The sequence below is a fragment of the Natrinema versiforme genome (genome assembly GCF_005576615.1).
Classification (GTDB): domain Archaea; phylum Halobacteriota; class Halobacteria; order Halobacteriales; family Natrialbaceae; genus Natrinema; species Natrinema versiforme_A.
On record NZ_CP040330.1, the window covers coordinates 2,014,597 to 2,032,347 of the forward strand.

The 17,751-nt window shown below is 61.9% G+C and carries 19 protein-coding genes and 1 tRNA gene; 9 read left to right on the forward strand and 11 right to left on the reverse strand.

The features are described 5' to 3' along the window. The 7 genes from FEJ81_RS23165 to FEJ81_RS09895 all read left to right on the forward strand — a co-directional run bounded on the left by FEJ81_RS23165 (position 1) and on the right by FEJ81_RS09895 (position 5,487). A complete protein-coding gene (locus tag FEJ81_RS23165; RefSeq protein WP_175416396.1) occupies positions 1-171 on the forward strand; it encodes a hypothetical protein in 171 nt (56 codons plus the stop codon). Beyond that, positions 168-1,844 carry a hypothetical protein gene (locus tag FEJ81_RS09865; RefSeq protein WP_138245129.1) on the forward strand — a complete coding sequence of 559 codons (1,677 nt, stop codon included), beginning with the start codon at positions 168-170 and terminating at the stop codon, positions 1,842-1,844. Before FEJ81_RS23165 ends, FEJ81_RS09865 begins: the two co-directional genes overlap by 4 nt. A gap of 67 nt (positions 1,845-1,911) precedes the next feature. After that, on the forward strand, positions 1,912-2,430 hold the full coding sequence (locus tag FEJ81_RS09870; protein ID WP_138245130.1) for a hypothetical protein: 519 nt from the start codon (positions 1,912-1,914) through the stop codon (positions 2,428-2,430). Further along, complete coding sequence (locus FEJ81_RS09875) at positions 2,427-3,233, forward strand: hypothetical protein (RefSeq protein WP_138245131.1); 807 nt, start codon at positions 2,427-2,429, stop codon at positions 3,231-3,233. The genes FEJ81_RS09870 and FEJ81_RS09875 overlap by 4 nt, the downstream gene beginning before the upstream one ends. 193 nt (positions 3,234-3,426) lie before the next feature. Continuing rightward, positions 3,427-4,602 (forward strand): hypothetical protein, encoded by a 1,176-nt coding sequence (locus FEJ81_RS09885; protein ID WP_138245133.1) that lies wholly within the window; start codon positions 3,427-3,429, stop codon positions 4,600-4,602. Positions 4,603-4,837: 235 nt separating this feature from the next. Next, complete coding sequence (locus tag FEJ81_RS09890) at positions 4,838-5,107, forward strand: hypothetical protein (protein ID WP_138245134.1); 270 nt, start codon at positions 4,838-4,840, stop codon at positions 5,105-5,107. Then, entirely contained in the window at positions 5,104-5,487 is a 384-nt protein-coding gene (locus FEJ81_RS09895) for a hypothetical protein (protein WP_138245135.1), read from the forward strand. Before FEJ81_RS09890 ends, FEJ81_RS09895 begins: the two co-directional genes overlap by 4 nt. Before the next feature lie 422 nt (positions 5,488-5,909). Here FEJ81_RS09895 and FEJ81_RS09900 read toward each other — a convergent pair whose 3' ends face one another. From FEJ81_RS09900 to FEJ81_RS09935, 8 genes are all read right to left on the reverse strand, one after another. Then, entirely contained in the window at positions 5,910-6,164 is a 255-nt protein-coding gene (locus FEJ81_RS09900; RefSeq protein WP_138245136.1) for a DUF7692 domain-containing protein, read from the reverse strand. A gap of 494 nt (positions 6,165-6,658) precedes the next feature. After that, positions 6,659-7,504 (reverse strand): hypothetical protein, encoded by an 846-nt coding sequence (locus tag FEJ81_RS09905; protein WP_138245137.1) that lies wholly within the window; start codon positions 7,502-7,504, stop codon positions 6,659-6,661. A 336-nt stretch (positions 7,505-7,840) separates the two neighbouring features. Further along, the gene (locus FEJ81_RS09910; RefSeq protein ID WP_138245138.1) at positions 7,841-9,460 is read right to left on the reverse strand and encodes a DUF7845 domain-containing protein; all 1,620 of its coding nucleotides are present in this window, start codon (positions 9,458-9,460) and stop codon (positions 7,841-7,843) included. Positions 9,461-9,462: 2 nt separating this feature from the next. Next, positions 9,463-9,750 (reverse strand): hypothetical protein, encoded by a 288-nt coding sequence (locus FEJ81_RS09915; protein ID WP_138245139.1) that lies wholly within the window; start codon positions 9,748-9,750, stop codon positions 9,463-9,465. Then, positions 9,747-10,256: a hypothetical protein gene (locus FEJ81_RS24405; RefSeq protein WP_138245140.1), complete on the reverse strand. Its 510-nt coding sequence runs from the start codon at positions 10,254-10,256 to the stop codon at positions 9,747-9,749. The genes FEJ81_RS09915 and FEJ81_RS24405 overlap by 4 nt, the downstream gene beginning before the upstream one ends. Continuing rightward, a complete protein-coding gene (locus FEJ81_RS24515) occupies positions 10,253-10,552 on the reverse strand; it encodes a DUF7563 family protein (RefSeq protein WP_138245141.1) in 300 nt (99 codons plus the stop codon). The genes FEJ81_RS24405 and FEJ81_RS24515 overlap by 4 nt, the downstream gene beginning before the upstream one ends. 78 nt (positions 10,553-10,630) lie before the next feature. Next, a tRNA-Trp gene (locus FEJ81_RS09930) sits at positions 10,631-10,805 on the reverse strand. A gap of 52 nt (positions 10,806-10,857) precedes the next feature. Beyond that, entirely contained in the window at positions 10,858-11,763 is a 906-nt protein-coding gene (locus FEJ81_RS09935) for a DUF5794 domain-containing protein (protein ID WP_138245142.1), read from the reverse strand. Between the two features lie 598 nt (positions 11,764-12,361). Between FEJ81_RS09935 and guaB the strand changes: the two genes are divergently transcribed. Then, positions 12,362-13,864 (forward strand): IMP dehydrogenase, encoded by a 1,503-nt coding sequence (guaB, locus tag FEJ81_RS09940; protein ID WP_138245143.1) that lies wholly within the window; start codon positions 12,362-12,364, stop codon positions 13,862-13,864. 100 nt (positions 13,865-13,964) lie between these two features. On the opposite strand, the gene cmk is transcribed toward guaB, so the two are convergent. Together cmk and FEJ81_RS09950 are read right to left on the reverse strand one after the other, a co-directional pair. Next, a complete protein-coding gene (gene cmk, locus FEJ81_RS09945; RefSeq protein WP_138245144.1) occupies positions 13,965-14,576 on the reverse strand; it encodes a (d)CMP kinase in 612 nt (203 codons plus the stop codon). A gap of 49 nt (positions 14,577-14,625) precedes the next feature. After that, positions 14,626-15,141 carry a cupin domain-containing protein gene (locus FEJ81_RS09950; protein ID WP_138245145.1) on the reverse strand — a complete coding sequence of 172 codons (516 nt, stop codon included), beginning with the start codon at positions 15,139-15,141 and terminating at the stop codon, positions 14,626-14,628. 153 nt (positions 15,142-15,294) lie between these two features. Between FEJ81_RS09950 and FEJ81_RS09955 the strand changes: the two genes are divergently transcribed. Next, positions 15,295-15,783, forward strand: coding sequence for a hypothetical protein (locus FEJ81_RS09955; protein ID WP_138246757.1), 489 nt, complete (start codon positions 15,295-15,297; stop codon positions 15,781-15,783). Positions 15,784-15,897: 114 nt separating this feature from the next. Here the strand turns inward: FEJ81_RS09955 and FEJ81_RS09960 are convergent, their stop codons facing one another. Beyond that, positions 15,898-17,661 (reverse strand): YcaO-like family protein, encoded by a 1,764-nt coding sequence (locus FEJ81_RS09960; RefSeq protein WP_138245146.1) that lies wholly within the window; start codon positions 17,659-17,661, stop codon positions 15,898-15,900. Positions 17,662-17,751: the final 90 nt, after the last annotated feature.

Consider the following 17,751-nt stretch of genomic DNA (forward strand, 5'->3'; position numbering starts at 1 on the left):
ATGAATTCCAACGTTCTCAGCGGTACGACGGATTGGTACAGGTCTCTGGGGACCGCGCTCAAGGTGGCGGAAGATACGTTCCTCGCGCTCGGGCTGTTCGTGGTCGGCTCGATCACGGCCTACGTCGTGGTGGCGACTCTCCTCATCTCGGTCGGGGGGTGGTTCCTGTGACAGCCCACAGCCCACGGCCCATAGCCCATCGCGCCTTCACGGTTCTGCTCGCGTTCCTGCTCGTCGGCTCGGTCGTCGCGCCGATCGCGGCGGCGGAGCCGGCGGCGGCTCAGGAGGATGACGGCTGGATCGACGGCTCGTATGAAGGGACCTGTGACTCGAACCTTCGGTTCGCGTTCCCGATCTCGTGCGGGCACTCGTCGTTTTCCGCAGACCAGATCGATACGTCGCAGGATACGGCGGCAATCGAGGCGGATACGCACGTTTCAGCGCAGTCTGTCAAGGAATCGTGGGACGCTCAAGATACCGTCTACCAAAACTATCTCCAAGACACGGAGACGCTGGCATCGCTCGAGGCGCGGAATGAGATCGCGGAGTCCTACCAAAACAACCAGTCGGCGGCTGCGGCGTCGGCTGACGCATCTAGGGCGATATCCGATTACTATTCCGTCCACCAGCGGAACCTGTTGGAGATCAGTTCTCAGCATACTGCTCGGCTGGATTATCTCATTAACGTCTCTAAGCAGCAGTCAGAGATGGATGACCGGTTTATCGCTCCATATTCGACCGGGACGATGACGTATTACGATGCTCATATGGAGTCGATGGACTGGGAAGGCACTGCTGATGGCACCTATGAGTTGGCTAACGGGACGACCTATGATGTGGTCTATCCTCAACTGTACGTGAACGGTAACGGTGGCAGTGTCACCAGTAGCGATTCCTCTTGGTCGGCTGTGGCGTCCTTAGAGGATTATAACGAAACCTCCGAGACCATTGATATGCCGTACAACGGTGGAGATACCGCTATGGAAGGGGATACGACGATGAAGTGGGTGCCGGGAATGTCGGTGATGAACGTGCCGGAGGCGGGACTCGAAGCCGATACTGCGTATGACTATCGGCTGGTCGGCGAGCGGCTATATCAACTTGAGCAGCAGGCTCAGACGGTCAAAAACAACTACGATGCGTCCGTTGCGGAGGACCTGTACGCGGCGATGGATTCCGGCGATCTCGACCCCAATGAGGTTCGTGGAGCCGAGGGCATGGTGCGTTACATGTCCGGTGCGGATAATGAGTCGAACGTCACCGAAGACCGGTTCAGTCTCGCACTGCGCTCGACGCTGGATCTCGCCGGTACCGATCTTGACTCAACGATGGTCGTTGAGTTCGAGGGTGCGACTGAGCGCGAGCGGATCGCGTCTGAAGATGGATCGGTGAGCTACGAGTATAACAGCGTCAACGAGACCTACGAGGGCCTGCTGTTCTCGTCCGAAACGCCCGTTAACGGCTTCCAGAAGGGCGAAACCTACGACGTGTCGAATCTCGATGGCACCACGACGATGGTGACCGATGGCGGGGCCAACGAGACGACGTTCTATCAAGGTAACCTCACCATCACGACAATCTACGATTCGGACGGTAACGAAGTGGAAGACGTGAATTGGAAGGACCCAACCTATGACGAGTACAACGCGACAGCGTATATCGAGGCGCTCGAGGAAGCATCTCAGCAGCGTGAGCAAATCGTCTCAGAGGATGACGGCGACAGTGGCTCGGATGTCACCATTTCGAACCCATTCGAGGGTGTCGGAGCCGGTGGTGCGGTCGTCGGCTTAGTAGTCATCGTCGCCGGTGTCGCCGTCGTCGTCATCGTCGTCATCCGCCCCTAATCCACCCATGAAACGGATTTTTGCAGTTCTGGCGATAGTCGTCCTGAGCCTTGGGCTTATGGGCAGTATGGGCGCGTCGGCACAGGCAGGGAACAAGACGAATGCGACTGTCGAGAGCGGCGAACTCGGCGGCGACCTCACAGCCGCCGACACACTTGAGAACAGCGAGACGGTTCGATTCAGTGACGCACACCGGATTGTCGGCTGGGAGTTCGGCGAGGACAGAGTCCAGGTCGCCGTCGCGATGAACATCAGCGGTACCGTCGAAATCTCCGATGCACTCGCCGGTGCTGGCGAGTCCGGCGCTATTCAGGTGCCGAAGACCAGCCACGACCTCGAGCGAGGTATCCACGTCTTCACCTTCCCCGTCGAGACCGTGCAAGGAGGGTCGGCAGTCGGCGTCACCGTCGACGGCGACACCGTCCGACTTTCGACCGCCCTCGAGGAGCAACAGGAAGCGAACCCATTCGCGACGTTCGGCGGTGAGAGCGGCCTCTTCACCGGCGTTCTCATGACAGTCGTCCTTGCCGCGCTCGCCGCGTGGTGGGTCATCCGCTCGGAGAGTAGCGGGGTGATCGAGGCATGAGCGATAAGACGAGCGGCACTTTCGGCGGCTGGGCCGATCGGCTCACCTACGTACTCGCCGAGGGTCAGCTAGTCGTCCTCGGTCTCTCGGTTACGCTCGGTGTGCTGTTGCTCATCATCCAGCCGGAGATACCCGGTGTGCCGCCGATCACGAAGGGGATCTTCGCCGCGCTGTTGCTCATGGGGCCGCCACTACTGGGGATGTTCGTCACCGGCGCTCGGAAGCTCCGTAACCGGAACATGGTCGAGGTCTACCACATCAACGGCATCGACGATACCCGCCGGAAGCTCTACGTCGCTCCCGAAGTCTGGAGCGAGAAGACCGTCGAGGGGCCGTCGCCGTACCACTGCAACGACGGCGACGCCTTCGAAGTCCGCGAGTTCACCTATCACGAGGACACCGGCCAACTCGTCGTGCGCGGCTGCTACTTCAGCCAGCTCGCCGACTCCAAACTCGTCACGATCAAGGCCATGCTCGAGGACATCCACGGCGACCTCGTCGACGCCTTCCTCGAGTACAATCGACTCCGTGGCCGCATCTCGAAGATGGGACTCCAGATCCAAGGCGACGTCATCAACGAGGAAGCCGAAGCCGACGAACGCGGGTTGATGAACCCGCGAACGACGGTGAAAGATCGCTTCGAGGCAGCCAAGGACGACGCCGAAGCCCGCGACGTGGACGAAATCAAGGATATCTCGCAGTACGTCGACGACTACACCGAAGACCACGGGCCGCGCACGCCCGTCGAGGCTGACGAACAGGCAGCAGAGCCAGCAGCAACCGACGGAGGAACGGACCGATGAGATACATCCACGACGGCGAACTCCGGAATCAGATGATCGACCCACCAGTACTGTTCATGTTCGATGAAGCAGCCACGGCTGGTACCGGCCGTACAAATACCACTCTCAAAACAGCGCTTCTGAAGCAGCGGAAAACCGAGTCAACGCCACTTCTCATTGGCCACAGACCGAGTCGATGGAGGTGGACCGACCGATGAGTGACGAACAGGACAACTACACGGTCGGCGGCTTTGGAGAGTGGCAGCGCGGCAACCTCGATCGGGACCCGGACGAAGTGCTCCCGCACACGGGGTTCGTCCGCGACGAACAGATCGACCGACAGATGACCGTCCGGGCACTGCATCACGATCCCGACCGCTGGGAGGGGAAGGCAGCAGCGACCTACATGGACGTACAGAAGAATCGTGACATCCTCCGCGGAGAAGGTGGCCACACGGCCCGCGACGCCCTCGAGAACGGCGACACGGTCACGCTGAAACACTACATCGGCGACCCAAGCCAGAAGGCCGACCTCTCGGGTATCAAGGCAATCACGCGCCTGCAGGAGATCGTCGCCGGCCCTGCTCCGGTGATCGTCGTGCTGGGTGAGATGGGGGCCGGGAAAACGAACCTCGCGTGCCTCCTCCTGCAGCTGCGTGACCGGTGGGTCAACGGCGATCTCCTCGTCGGCTCAAATATCCGGACGCTCCCGCGCAACGACGAGTGGGTCCGCGACGACGGCACCGTCGAGGACGGCTGGATTCCTCACTACCCCCTGCTCGAGGAATGGGTCGGTCAAGACGGGAACCCGGTCGAGAACTCACAACGGCCGAAAGCGTTCGTCGGTGACGAGTTCTCGACGAACGCGAGTGGCACGGGCGAAGACGGACAGAAAGTCCGGAAGCTGATGGGGCCGCTCGTGTTCAAGATCCGGAAGTACAACGGGATGCTCATCTATATCGGGCACGACGAATCGTCGATTCATCCGATGCTCTGGCGCGTCGGGACGATCATCAAGAAGCCCGATCGCAACGACAAGGGGAAGGCGATCGTTGCCGATCGGATCTCAGGCGGGAAACTGCAAGATGTCGACCCGCGGCCGTTTACCGGCATTCCACCTGCTGACTTCGAACCGCACACGAACGACGAGGCTGATTGGTCGTGGAACGCTCCTGCCGGCGACGAGGACGGACCGGCGATCGCCGAAGGCGAGGTCAAACAGGTAGCTGCGTGGACGATGGAAGAGTGCCGAAAGCAGGGTATGTCATCCCGCGAAACCGCCAAGTTCGTCCCGTACAGCCACGCTACCGTCTCAAACTGGTGGAAAGACATCGATGAAGGCGGAGAAAAGCGAGACTGGGTTGACACCGTCGAGCAGGTGATCGCATGACAGCGTCGGGGTGGAAAGCCGTAAAGCGCAACCTGACCCCCTTTAGTTTAGAGGCCCACAGCCCACCGCGCTCGCTCCCGATCGGGAGCGAAGCGAGCGATGGGCACAACGTCTCGCAGTCAGCGGAGGCGTATATATATCGACGCGCGGAGCGCGTGTGTAGATATAAGAAATATGATATTTTTGAGAGTCGATTTCGAAAAAATCGCGGCCCGCGCGAAAGGGGGAGATCGGCATGACTGCACGGCTTCTCGCGACCATCCTATTCGTGGCTCGATCGACCGCTATCGATCTCGCGTACGAACTCCGGCGCGACCTCGAGCGAGGCGTCTTTGACCAACAGACGCTCGCGGTGATCGGTGTCTTCCTCATCGTCGCGATCGTGGCGGTGACCCATCGCGCGTGGGGCCTCTCGGTAACCGCGGGCTCGGTCGGCGGATTGATGACCTACACAGTCGCTCGAGCGGATCGGCGCTGGCGCGATGACCGGAGGACGGACCTGTGAACCGCTCGAAACGCGCCAATCACTTCGGGACCGCCGTCGAGAAACGGATGGCCGAGAAACGACGGTTCGACCTCGAGCGGGCCAGCTGGCACGACGCGAGGTTCGGGGACGGCACGCCCGTCGAGATCAAGAGTACAATGCACGAACACGCCGATGGGCAGCCCGGCAACTGGAAGGTCTACCAGGAGTATCACGAGAAACTCCGGCGTCGCGACGGCTGGTACTGTTTCGTCGTCTACCGACCACACGGGAGATCGGGCTTAACGCTCCTGCAGGACAAGATGGTTCGCTCGAGCGACCTTCCGCTGCTCCGGTGGCACGGTGGTGGCGATCACCGTGGGACCGAACAGGCGAAGATCCAGATTAACGCTGTTTTTTAGCGCGAATGCCGGACGCGAGTTAAAGCGAAAGGGGGAGTGGGGGTGACCTCCGGAAGTGGGGGAAGGCATACGGAGGCATGTGGTTGTTTTTGGATACTGCTATTAATTGTAACGCATGATATCAATTGGCCAACAGGGTTATTTTATCACAACCCCGAGTCTCAGGTGGCGAGGAATGGATTCGGTCGTTGCCCGACAGGATCCGTTCGGCCCGAGACATCCGGACCCTCGCCGCGCTGAGATCGTCCCACCGTGATGCCAATAGCCATATTGTCAAACACCCGATCTCAGACCCACCCCAATTGACACACCACTTGAGGGATGGGGGCTCTAACGCCGGTCTCTGGCCGGCGTTTCTCGAGACATCGAATCCCCAGCGGTACGCTTACTCACAGCCAGCAACCAGTACTGAGAGGAAACACTCACTCGGTCTCGGTGACGATCTCGGTACTGACCTCGAAGGTCACCGCTCGCGTCGACAGCGTCTCGGCGATCTCCCGACGCTGCTCGAGGGTGAGGTCGTCGCGCTCGAGGACCTGGCGGGACGCTTGGACGAACTTCGGAACGTCGTCGCAGGCACTCACCACTGCTTTCGTCTTGTTGCAGTCGTAGAAGTCAGCTGCACGTTCGATCGCGTCCCGTCGGTATGCGTAGTCGCCGTCGGTTCTGATTCGCATACTCGTACACACGACCCCCGAAATCCTAGTTTTTTCGGCTCACTGAACGACCCATTTCGGCCCGAAATCAGTGAAATATGTTGGCCATCCAGAGAAGAACGGCGGCGCAAGTGATGGATCGACTCGCGATATGCACACGACGAGTCGCGGCTCGTGTGCATATTCGGGAAACGGATTCTGTCGACGTACAACCCCAGGGAGAAGAGCTATTAGGTGAATAGAAGCAGTTTATGATGATGCTTCGCTTCGACTGTTTGAAGTCGATCCCGATCTTTTCACGCCTTCCGATATTAGCATGACTCCACCACCAATGGAACCACACAAAGTACCTGTGTTCTTAAACACCATCGAGAGCAATTCAATTGCTTGAAGGATGGAATTAGACGTTCCAAAGGCTGCAGCATTGAAATAGATACTCATCAAAAGTAGTACTGTCCCCAATATCGAAAAAATGTAGGAAATCACCCTAATGTGCTCGTGGACACTAATGTTTTTCATTGTGCCACCGACTCATTCAAGTCTTGGTAGAAAATTGCCACATTAAGGGCAATCAGGGCGATTATTCCAATGTGCTCATGATATCGGAAATCTATAGACAAACCTCCTGAGACGACTAAGAGCGCAAAGAGAGTTGCTGTTGATACGGTAACTACTAGGAGTGGAAGAGATACTTTACTGCTTCTGGATTTTCCATCGGGATCTATCATACTATCTGATAGCACATCAGACCTGAATTTCAAGTCCACCACTCTTTTCAAATCCTGAGTCATCAATATGGAGTCGCCAATTTCATTTTCCCAGTGAGAAATGGTTGTAAGACTAAATTGATTTGATCCAGAGTACAAAATACCAGTATTCGGATCGTAGAGTTCCGAATCAGTTACAGCAGCTAACACTCGCGAGTCATCTAATCGAACGATAAACTCAGGGTCAAACACATCTTTTGCCTCATCTATATGCTTTTCGTGGAATCGGATCAACAATCCTGTAGCAACTTCCTTTATCCCATAATTCACACTACGTTCATATATTGAATCCTCTGATTTTGTATATACTATAACAATAGCGTCCCCGTCAGAAACACCAACCGGTTTCAGCCCAATTGTGGACATATTTTTGATCTTTTCATATCCATCAGAAGATAATGAAGTTATGAGAAATATATCTGAAGAAATTAATAAAGTCATCTCCAATTTCTCCCTATCTACCAATACCTCATCAGTGAATGCCTCCAGCCAACTATATAACAAATCAACTGGAGACTTCTCCGTAGAGGTGCCCCCTGAACTGGAATCAGGAGAACCGTCATAGTCTCTTTCAATCAGACCACCATCAGACATTATGGTTATCAAATTAACCGTATCCTAATAATTTCTTCTACCATGGAATTCGCAGGAGGTGATGTTTCTCCACCACCGTTTCGTGTGTTTCAACTGGAGATCTGCGAAGGCGGGGGTGGGGCGCTGTATTTTTTTGGCGCTGTCGCCTTGGCGACACCCGCCAAGGGGGTTTTCGCGCGAAGCGCGAAACGACCCCGCAGGCGTGCGGTGCGATCGCGGTGCCGACCCCGCCCTCGAGGGCGCTGGCTACAACCAGAATTGTATAGAGAATAGAGTTAGTCAACTGAATTTGCAGAAAACAGCGATACCGAGAGTGTTGCCACTATGCGGGCCGCTTCAGCGATCGGCGATCGCACCGACGAATCCGGATTCGGTTCCACCGCCGGGAGTCTTCCAGGTCAACTCGATCCCGCGGAGTGCCGTCGGATCGTTCCCCGACTTTGACCACTTCTCGAGGGCTTCGCTGGCGATCGTCGCGACGTTCTCGAAGCTATCCGACTTCAGTCGGGAGAGAATCGTGTCGATCCGCATCTGTCGCGGCTCGCCGTTCTCGTCGAACTCGAGGTCGGCACCGTTCTTCGCGAGCCACTCCTGAAACGGTGAGGACTCGGCGACGTGATCGGCCAAGCCCATGATATGCTGCATCCGATCGGCGTAGCTCTCGATCGCGTACTCGGCCGACTCGACGAGTGCCCGGAGTTCCTCACGGTACTTCCGGGCTCGGAACGATACGTCGCCCTGATCTAGCTCGAGGACCTCGCCGAGATCTTTGATCGCCCGGTAGATCGTCGCCGGATGCTTCCCCAGCTCGTCGGCGAGACCGTCGACGGTCGCACCGCCGTCGGTCGCGACCGTCTCGGTCACATCCCGAGCGGTCTCGCCCATGTCTCGAAGCGTCGTCATCAACAGGTGGTCCGACTTCGCCTCGAGGCGCGGCGTCGGATCTTCGTAGAGTTCGACGAGATCGTCTCGAGCAACTGCGTCGAAGTGATCGTCCGCGATGTAGACACCGCTACCGTCGGGACCGAGCGGGATATCTTCCCAGTGGAGCGCGTTCAACAGCGTCTCCTCGATTTGCTCGGTAACCTCGTGACGATCGGCCCACGCCCACGCTTCACCGTCGTTCATCGACTTGTTTACCAAGACCTCTACCTTCGGGTGGTACGACGGGTGATCTTTCGACACCGCATCCGGGTCCTTCAGCTGGTAGATTTCGAACTTTCGCCCGTAGGTGTGGCCGGGTAGGAGTTCGCCGGCCGACGTGGGGTTCAGAAATAGCCTGTTCTGGTGGTTGACGATCTCCCTGTTATCGATGTGTAGTTCGGCCTTCACGCCCTCGAGGTCGGAGAGATAGTGTGCGACCTTCTGGAGGATACCGGCCGACGAGAGCTTTTCAGCCCATTCGCGACGAATCCGGACGTACCGCTCGTACGCCCACATCCGGCTCGCCGAATGCGGTTCGGTCCGGAAATACTCCGAGTGAATCCGCTCGCCGGCGTGATCGAAGATCGCCCCGAAGAACTCCGGGAGCAACTCGAGTCCGCGCTCGGGCTCGAGGTTACTCATGTGGAACTCGACGTCCACACCGTCGACCTCGCCGACCTGATTTTCCCACGGGAGTTGCAGTCGCTCGCCGCTCTCCCAGTGGCGCATATCCGGGAATCGCGGACCGATGTTGTACGACGCTTTCCGTTCACCGCGACCGCGGCCGACGATGTCCCACTCGTACAGGCGTTCAGCGTTGATCCCATCCGACAGTCGCGGCGCGAATCCCGACTTGCTGTAGCTCACCTCGAGGTGCCACGGTTCGCCGTCGATCTCGGTGTCAATCTCGAGGTAGCCCTCGAAGGGGGGCCCGAGCATGACCGACGAGAGCGCGTCGTAGGGTCCGCGGCCCCAGTCAGGCCACTTCCAGCGCCCTTCGATCTCGTGCGGTGTCGTCTCGACTTGGGACACCGCTATTCACCTCGCTCACTCTCGAGCAACCCGGTCAGGATAGCGACCGGGTTCCACCACGTCGCACCCTGACACGGGTAGCAGACGTGTTTGAACGACGTGCAGGCCGTCGCCTCGAGCGTCGTGGGGTCGGCCTCGCCTTGGTCTATCTCCTCGAGGCTCGCCCGCTTGACCCGCGTCCGCCCACAGCCCACGCAGACTGCGTCGACAGGAATGCCGATCTGGCCGGCCGACGGGCTCGCCAGTTCGGCCTCGAGGTCGCGGTCGTCCCGATCGGCGTCGACGTTCATCGCCGATCACCGTCCTCGATCTCTCCGGGATCGAACACGCGCGCCCACGTGAACTGAACGTATTCCTCGCTGCGCCCCTCACCTGCCGAGCGCCACCCCTCGGTAACGACGCTAATGAGGTGGTCGACTTGCGTCGCCGGAACGATCTTTGCGGCGATCAACTCGCGATCGTGGGGCGCACAGACGGCGAACAGGTAGACACCCCCGCATTCGAGCAGCGCCTCGTGCTGCACTCGACGCAATTGAAATCGACCGCGGCGCTGACGCTGCCCGTAGACGACAGAGACACTCTTAATCTCAACCGCTGTTCCGGACTCGAGGACGACGATCCCGACGAACGGGATCTCAGAGCTCGGCTCAAGGAGACCTTCGGCGAGCGCATCGTAGTGCGGTGCTTCCGTATCTGGGACATACCGAAGCTTATCGACGTGCTCGAGGACAACAGACTCGGACCGATCGCCAGCCTGTCTCGAGGCGGCTAACTGAGACTGCTGCGGCTGGCTCATCGCGAACCACCGTCGGTTGCAACCTCGCTAGACCCGCTCCGACAAACCGCTTGCACGTGGGACGGGAGATCATCGTAGCTCTCGTTGAACCGAGTCGGATCATCAAGCGGATCGGCGATCGCGACGTTCTGGCCTGCCGCACTACCGTCGCTCAGTCGGGTGTACGTATCACAGTCAGAACAGCGGTGTGCGTGATCGTTCTCGTCGCCGTAGCCGCGCCGGAACTCAGGCGTGACGTGTGCTCCGCACTCAAGGCAGCGCTGCGGATTTTGATTGGATCGAACCCAACGCTGCATCAACGGATCCCTCCGTTGGAAGAGAGTTCTCTCCGAGACGTTTCTCTCCGAAGGGTTAAGTTAAAATTAAGGTGAGAGTGGGGTCGGAGGGATTTGAACCCCCGATCTACTGATATCTCCGGTGCGCCTCGGAACTCCAGAGGGTCATCACACGAGCACTGATCAGGTGCCCGATCAGTATATCAGTCTGGAGTGTCGTCCCGGGCGCGTTGCCTCTGGAGTCAGCCGCCATGCCTGGCTTGGCCACGACCCCTCGAGTCTTCGTTAGGCCATCCGACCTAAAGTGGTTTCGATTCAGAATCGCCCTACAGCCACGGGGCCCGCCCCGCGGTGTCCGTGCCGTCGTCGCCCGGATACGCGTCCGGCTCGTCCTCGCTCTCGGCGGCCACTGGCTCGCTCGAGTCGCCTTTCTCTCCGCCGTCGGCCAGCGCGCCCATCTGGGCGGCCGCGTCGTCCGTGCCGGTGCTCGAGTCGGCGTCGTCGCCGCCGAGCGGGAGGTCGACGGCGAACAGGCCGGCGACGATCAGGGCGGCCAGCGGGGCCTGTCCGAAGGCCATCCAGAGCAGGGACAGCGGGAGCAGTCCGAGCGCGACCGCGCTCCCGAAGCGGAACCGGTCGATGTCCATGTACTCCCGCAGGTACGGCCCGGTGAGCGCGATCGTCAGCGCGAAGCCCACCCCGACGGCGGCGGCCAGCGTCGCGTGGGCGACGAGGACGAGATTGGTCATCACCTCGAACGTCGCTCCGGCGGGATTGAGACTCGCGACCAGTCCCAGTCCGATGACGACGACGGGGTTGGGAAGGTAGTCGCCGATCGTCGCGCTGGCGGTCTTGGCCGCGATAGCGAGGATGACAAGCGCCGCGAACCGCTCGAAGATGTCGATGTCGAGCACGCTCTCGATCGCCGGCGCGAGCGCGGCTTGGACCGCCGCGAGCAGTATCAGCGGGATCCCGACGAGCAGGACGACCGTTGCCTGTTCGCGGGGCGTACCGTCCATTTCCGCCAGAATCACGGCGACGGTGGCGCTGCCGCCGAAGATCAGCAGGCCGACCTGAATCGCACCCAGCGGCTCGTTGAGCGCTCCGGCCAGGATCAACGCGGGGAAGACGCCGTCGACTAACGGCAGCATCATCACCAGCGCGAGGAGCTTGGCATCACCCCCGATGATGCGCTCCATCTGGAGCGCGACCGGGTGTTGTGACGTACTCATCGGTCAGGGCCGATGGCCGTGACCCGAGGCCTGTGGGCGATATGACGGGCGGTCCCGTACCGACCGGTCCGCACACCGGTCGATCGCATCGAATTTCGGGCCTCGCGCTGTGAGTTTTGGTGTAAAATTCCCGAACTGGGCAGCGACGGAGTCGAAACTCGTCCGGCCAGCGGTTCGGGCGACGGCTGCACTCACAGCGTACATACTCGGGGAAACGAGAGGACTGTCAATAAACGTTGTGTGAGACGGGATTTCACGACCCGGAACTGTTTCGCCAGTAGCGGACAGATTCGTACTGAAATGCACAGGTCTGGCAGCGATCTGTGTACCCGTCGGGGAGATCGCCTCGAGTATCGGCGATCGAATGGACTGTCACGCACGACGATGAAAGACGCGACGGGGACGACTCGCAGACGAGAGCCGAACTCGCGAACTGGAGCCGGTTCCGAATCCGAACCGCACCCGGATTCGGAACCGGACCGCGACCGGGCGAGGCGCTCCAACGCGACTAGACGAATCGGCCGTTGCGAGCCCCGTCAACCGTTCGCAACTGATTTCATCTCGCAACGCTTTTTGCCCGGGGGTCCGGACGGTTTACATGGCGAACGACGTTCCCGAGCACGAGCCCTATTCTTCGAAACTGCAGGTACCGGAAGCGCTAACGTTCGATGACGTCCTTCTCCGTCCGAAGGAGAGCCGCGTCGAACCCGACGACGCGGACCTCACGTCCCGCGTCTCGAAAAACGTCGAGGTCTCGGTGCCGATCCTCTCGGCCGCGATGGACACCGTCACCGAGAGCGACATGGCGATCGCGATGGCCCGCCACGGCGGCCTCGGGGTCCTCCATCGCAACATGAACATCGACGAGATGGTCGAGGAGATCGGCCGCGTCAAGAGCGCCGACGAACTCATCATCCCCCTCGATTCGGTCGTCACCGCCGACCCCGAAATGACGGTCCGCGAGGTCGACGAACGGATGGCCCGTCGCGGCGTCGGCGGCGCACCCGTCGTCAACACCAACGGCGAGGTCCTCGGGATCATCTCGAGTACGGACATCCGACCTCACCTCGAGGTCAACGAGGACGACCCGGTCACCGAAGCGATGACCGACGAGGTCATCACGGCCCACGAGGACATCGACGCCCGCGACGCGTTCGACCTGATGTACGAGCACAAGATCGAGCGCGTCCCCGTCGTCGACGACGAGAACCTGCTCGTTGGCCTCGTCACGATGCAGGGCATTCTCCAGCGCCGCGAGTACGGCGAGGCGGTCCGCGACGAGGACGGCCGACTGCGGTGTGGCGTCGCCGTCAGTCCGTTCGAGCAGGACCGCGCCGAGGCCGCCGACGAGGCCGGCGCGGACGTTCTGTTTATCGACACCGCGCACGCGCACAACCTGAACGTCATCGACGGCGCTCGAGCGATCAAGGAGTCCGTCGACGCTGACGTCGTCGTCGGTAACATCGGCACTCGAGAGGCGGCCGAGGACCTCGTCGACTTCGCGGACGGTCTCAAGGTCGGCATCGGTCCGGGGTCGATCTGTACCACGCGCGTCGTCTCGGGGTCGGGGATGCCCCAGATCACGGCCGTCGCGCAGGTCGCCGACGTGGCCGCCGAACACGACGTACCGGTGATCGCCGACGGCGGCATCCGGTACTCCGGCGACGCGATCAAGGCGGTCGCGGCCGGTGCCGACGCGGTCATGCTCGGCTCCTACTTCGCCGGCACCGACGAAGCGCCGGGCCGGGTCGTCACGATGAACGGCAAGAAGTACAAGCAGTACCGCGGCATGGGATCGGTCGGCGCGATGAAATCCGGCGACAGCGACCGATATCTCAAGGACGAACCCGACGAGGAAGACGAGTACGTCCCCGAGGGCGTCGAGGCGGCGACGCCGTACAAGGGCACGCTGAAGTCCGAACTCCACCAGCTCGCGGGCGGCATGCAGTCGGGCATGGGATACGTCGGCGCGGAGACCATCCCCGGGTTCAAAGAGCGCAGCGAGTTCGTCCGCGTCTCCGCGGCCGGACAGGCCGAGAGCCACGCCCACGATGTCGTCATCACCGACGAAGCGCCGAACTACTCGCCGGACAGCGAGTAGCGAAAAACCCGTGGCGGAATCGCGACCGCGATAACGTGGCCATCGCGGTCGTCCGCTTCCGACCGAGACGGTGTGGTACCGCTCTGATCGAAACTCCGACCTACGGATCGATCATCGGCGTCGTGAACGATCCCTCGTCGAGTTCCGGATCGTACTCCTCGATCGCGGATCGGACGATGGTGAACACGGCGGACTTGCTCCAGCGGGCGGTGTTGATGTGGAGGTCGTAGAACGACCGGTCGCCGATGTCGATCTGGTAGTACGACTGATAGCGGCCGGCTTCGCTGACCTCGCGGACGCGCATCTCCGCGTCGGTCTCGCCGCGGTCGTCGATGCGATCGAGACGCACGTCCTCGGGCGCGTCGAGCCAGATCCGCAGGTCCGCGCGTTCGCCGGCGAGCCAGCCCGCCAGCCGGGACTCGAGGATGAACGGCTTGTTGGCCATCCCCCACTTCTCGGCGATCTGCTGGAGCCGCTGATCTAAGGCGCGGTCGATATCGTCGTCCTCGTCGGCCTTCGCGGTGAGCTGATTGAGGTTCATATCCCGATCGTCCGCGAGTTCGCGGAAGATGTCCCCACCGGAGACGTACGGACAGCCCATCGCGTCGGCGAGCCGTTCACAGAGCGTCGTCGCGCCACAGCCCGGCGGCCCGGAAACGGTCACGAAAAGCGTCGTGTCGATTCCCTCACTCGAACTGTCTTGTGCAGCCATATGCTGATGCTATCGGCCCCACATCAACAACCTTCCCCTCCGGCTCGGATCACTGGGGGACGAACGCGTGGCCGCATTCGGTACAGGTCATCCGGAAGTTCCCCTCGTCGGTGAGCTCGAGGCCGTGGGCGGTTTCTGCCTCGCAGTCCCGGCAGTAGACCAGCGACTCGATCTGGTCCCAATCGTGTTTCGATTCGGGCGCGCCGAAGGCGAAGCCGACGACTCGCTCGTCGGTGTCGTTGTAGCCGTGCTGGAAGTCGCCGGGCTCGAACCGGATCACTTCGCCCTCGTCGACGGTGACTTCGCTCTTTTCCTCGCTCGCGTCGTCCGCGTCGCGTTGCGACGTGCGCGTCTCGAACGTCGCGGTCCCCTCCTGTACGTAGAAGACCTCCTCCTGATCGTGGTGGGTGTGCATCCCGCCGGAGAACGACTCGCCAGGCTCGAGTTCGAAGTAGTTCATCGCGAAGTCGGAGAACCCGAGCGTGTCCGAAATCGGCCGTCTAACCGAGTGAACGCCCATCGGATTGAGTTCGGTATCTACGTCGTCGATCGCGACTTTCTCCATATTCCGTCGTTTGGCTCCTGCAGCAAAAATCCCGTGGGAGAGGATATCAGACGGGTGCGATCGGCGGGGTCACTGCCCCGAAGAGTAACGCCTACGGTCGTCCGCCCCCGAGTGCCACACGTGAACCGTCGTACAGCACTTCGAACCGCCGGGGTGACCGCCGTCGCGGGACTCTCGGGCTGTATCGAGAACTTACGAGAGCACTATAAGGGCAGCTTTCAGGGGCTGGTGCCCATCGAGGTCCACAGCGAGTCCGACCGCCACTACGACCTCACGCTCGAGGCCTACGAGACCGGGACGAACCGCCAGACCTACGACGAGAGTTACACGGTCACGGCGAACGAGTCGGCGTCGCTGCCCCATCTCGACGCGACCGAGCAGACCTTGCGCGTGACCAGATACGCACGGGAAGCCGACGAAGAGACGTTCAAGGAAGTCACGATCACCTCGAGTACGAAAGCCGTCACCGTTCGGCTCACCGACGAGGACCTGATTCTGGACGTCGATCGGAGAGACGGAACGGACGAGGCGAGTCCGACCGCCGAGCCCGGAACGGGCGATCCCGAGGCGAACGCGTCCGACCCGAGCGGCGGCGATCCGAACGAGACGGCGAACGAAACGCCGAACGAGTCGACGGACTAACGGCCCACCAGCGATCGAGCCCCACAGCGAAGATTCTCGAGGCCGGATTCGAACCGAATCGACCCGCCGAGCCGACGGCGTCTTCGCCGCCGATCCTCGCGTCTGCCGGACCGGTCAGGGGTATGGATGGAACGCCCGCTCGAGGCGTGGTTCGAAGCCGAGATCCGCCGGGACGGTCCGGGCCCGTTCGCCGAAGAATGGCTCGCCGGTAAACAGCGGCTGCGCGCCGGGGACGAGCACCCGAACCGCTTCGAAGCCGATCGCCTCGATATCCCGGGTCGTCAGCCGCGCCGCGGACGGCGTCAGCCCGGCGTCGGCCGTCCGCAAGCACAGCGCCTCGAGCCGATCGGTCCCCGTCGGAACGGGATCGGGGCCGACGCTCGCCGCCGGAACCGTCCGCTCGGCGTCGACGAACGCCCGCGCTCGCTCCGGAAACGAGGCGTACGTGCCGATTTCGCCGCCCGCATCGTCGGCCCCGTCCGGCCCGAGGTCCCGCAGTTCCATCCAGTTCTGGAGTGCCTCCTCGAGCGCCGACGCCGCGGCCGCTTCGGCGTCGAGCCCGGCCGCCGACCCGGCTGCGAACGCTGGCCACGCGTCGTCGTCGGCCGACACCGGGTCGCCGTCCTCGAGTGCGTCCGGATCCCGGTGGACGGCCGCGGCGACAACGGGCACGTCGATATCTTGGGTCACGAGCAGCGGCGTCACAGATAGCCCCTCGCTCCGGGCGCGGCGCTCGAGCGCGTCGAACTCCGGCGTCTCGACCGACAGTTCGAGCGGCTCGAACGTCGAGTACCACGCGAGCATCGTCGCGTCGCGCTCGATCACTTCCGTCAGCCCGGAGATCAGCGCGTCGACCGTCGAGGAACCGAGACCCAGCCCGGTCGTGATCGCCGGGACCAGCGACTCGCCGGGCTGTGGGAACTGGACCGCCGCAGCGGGCAGGTGGACCGTCTCGCCGGTCGTGAGGTCCTCGCCCGGGACCCAGCGGTGTTCATCGCCGGCATCGTAGGTGGGCGCGTCGTCCGGTCGAACGAGGTCCGTCGGAGCGACCGCGCTCTCGAGGTCGGCTTCGCTCGCGCGGACGAAGTCGTCCTCGCGGTAGACGCCGGCGCAGTAGCGCTCGAGGCCCTCGCCGACGGCTTTCATCAGCGCGGCGTTCCAGTCGGTGGCGACGCCGGCGGCCTGTCTCGGCGCGCTGGCGTCGCTGTACGCGGTCGTGTCCGCGACCGTCGACAGGTAGTAGGGCGCCGGGAACGACTCGATCTCGCCGATGCTCGCGATCGGACCGACGCGATCGTCGACCGCCCGCTCGGCGGCTTCGACGGCGGCGTCGAGAGCGAGCGTCTCGGCGTCGCGCTCGAGCGTGCGATCCCGGTCGCCCGCCGCACACGCACAGCCGGGGACCGGCAGGACCTCCCGCCGGGCGTGTGGCACCTCAAGCGTGTGTCCCATGATCGAGCCCTCGTCGCCCGAGAAGATGCGCACGCACTCCCGGCCGGCGACGGCACCGGCGAGTCGCGCCGCGGCGCGATCGGCCTGCGGGCCGTCGGCTCGCTCCTCGAGGTTCGACGCGACGCGAGCGCGCAGACAGTCGAAACAGCCCGTAGCGGGCGCGAACCCGGAGACCGCAGCGTCGACGTTCGGCAGCGGCTGCCCGCCGACGCCGCCGATTTCGACGGCGATCCAAGGTGTCCCGCCGGTTCGGGCGGCCTCGTTCGCCCGCTCGAACGTCGGCGAGCCAGCGACATCGCTGACGACCGCGAAGCGAGCGTCGCCGAGGTCCGCCGGATCGGCGTCCCGAACGCCGATATCGACATCATCGAGTGCGGTAACGACGGCCTCGCGAACGGGGTCGTCGCCCACGACGTGGACTTGCATACCCCTACCTGCTGGCGCGGGCGGCAAAAACGCCCCGCTCGAGGCCCGCGAGCCGAGCCGCGAGCAGGTGCGTGCGAGGAGAACGGCAGG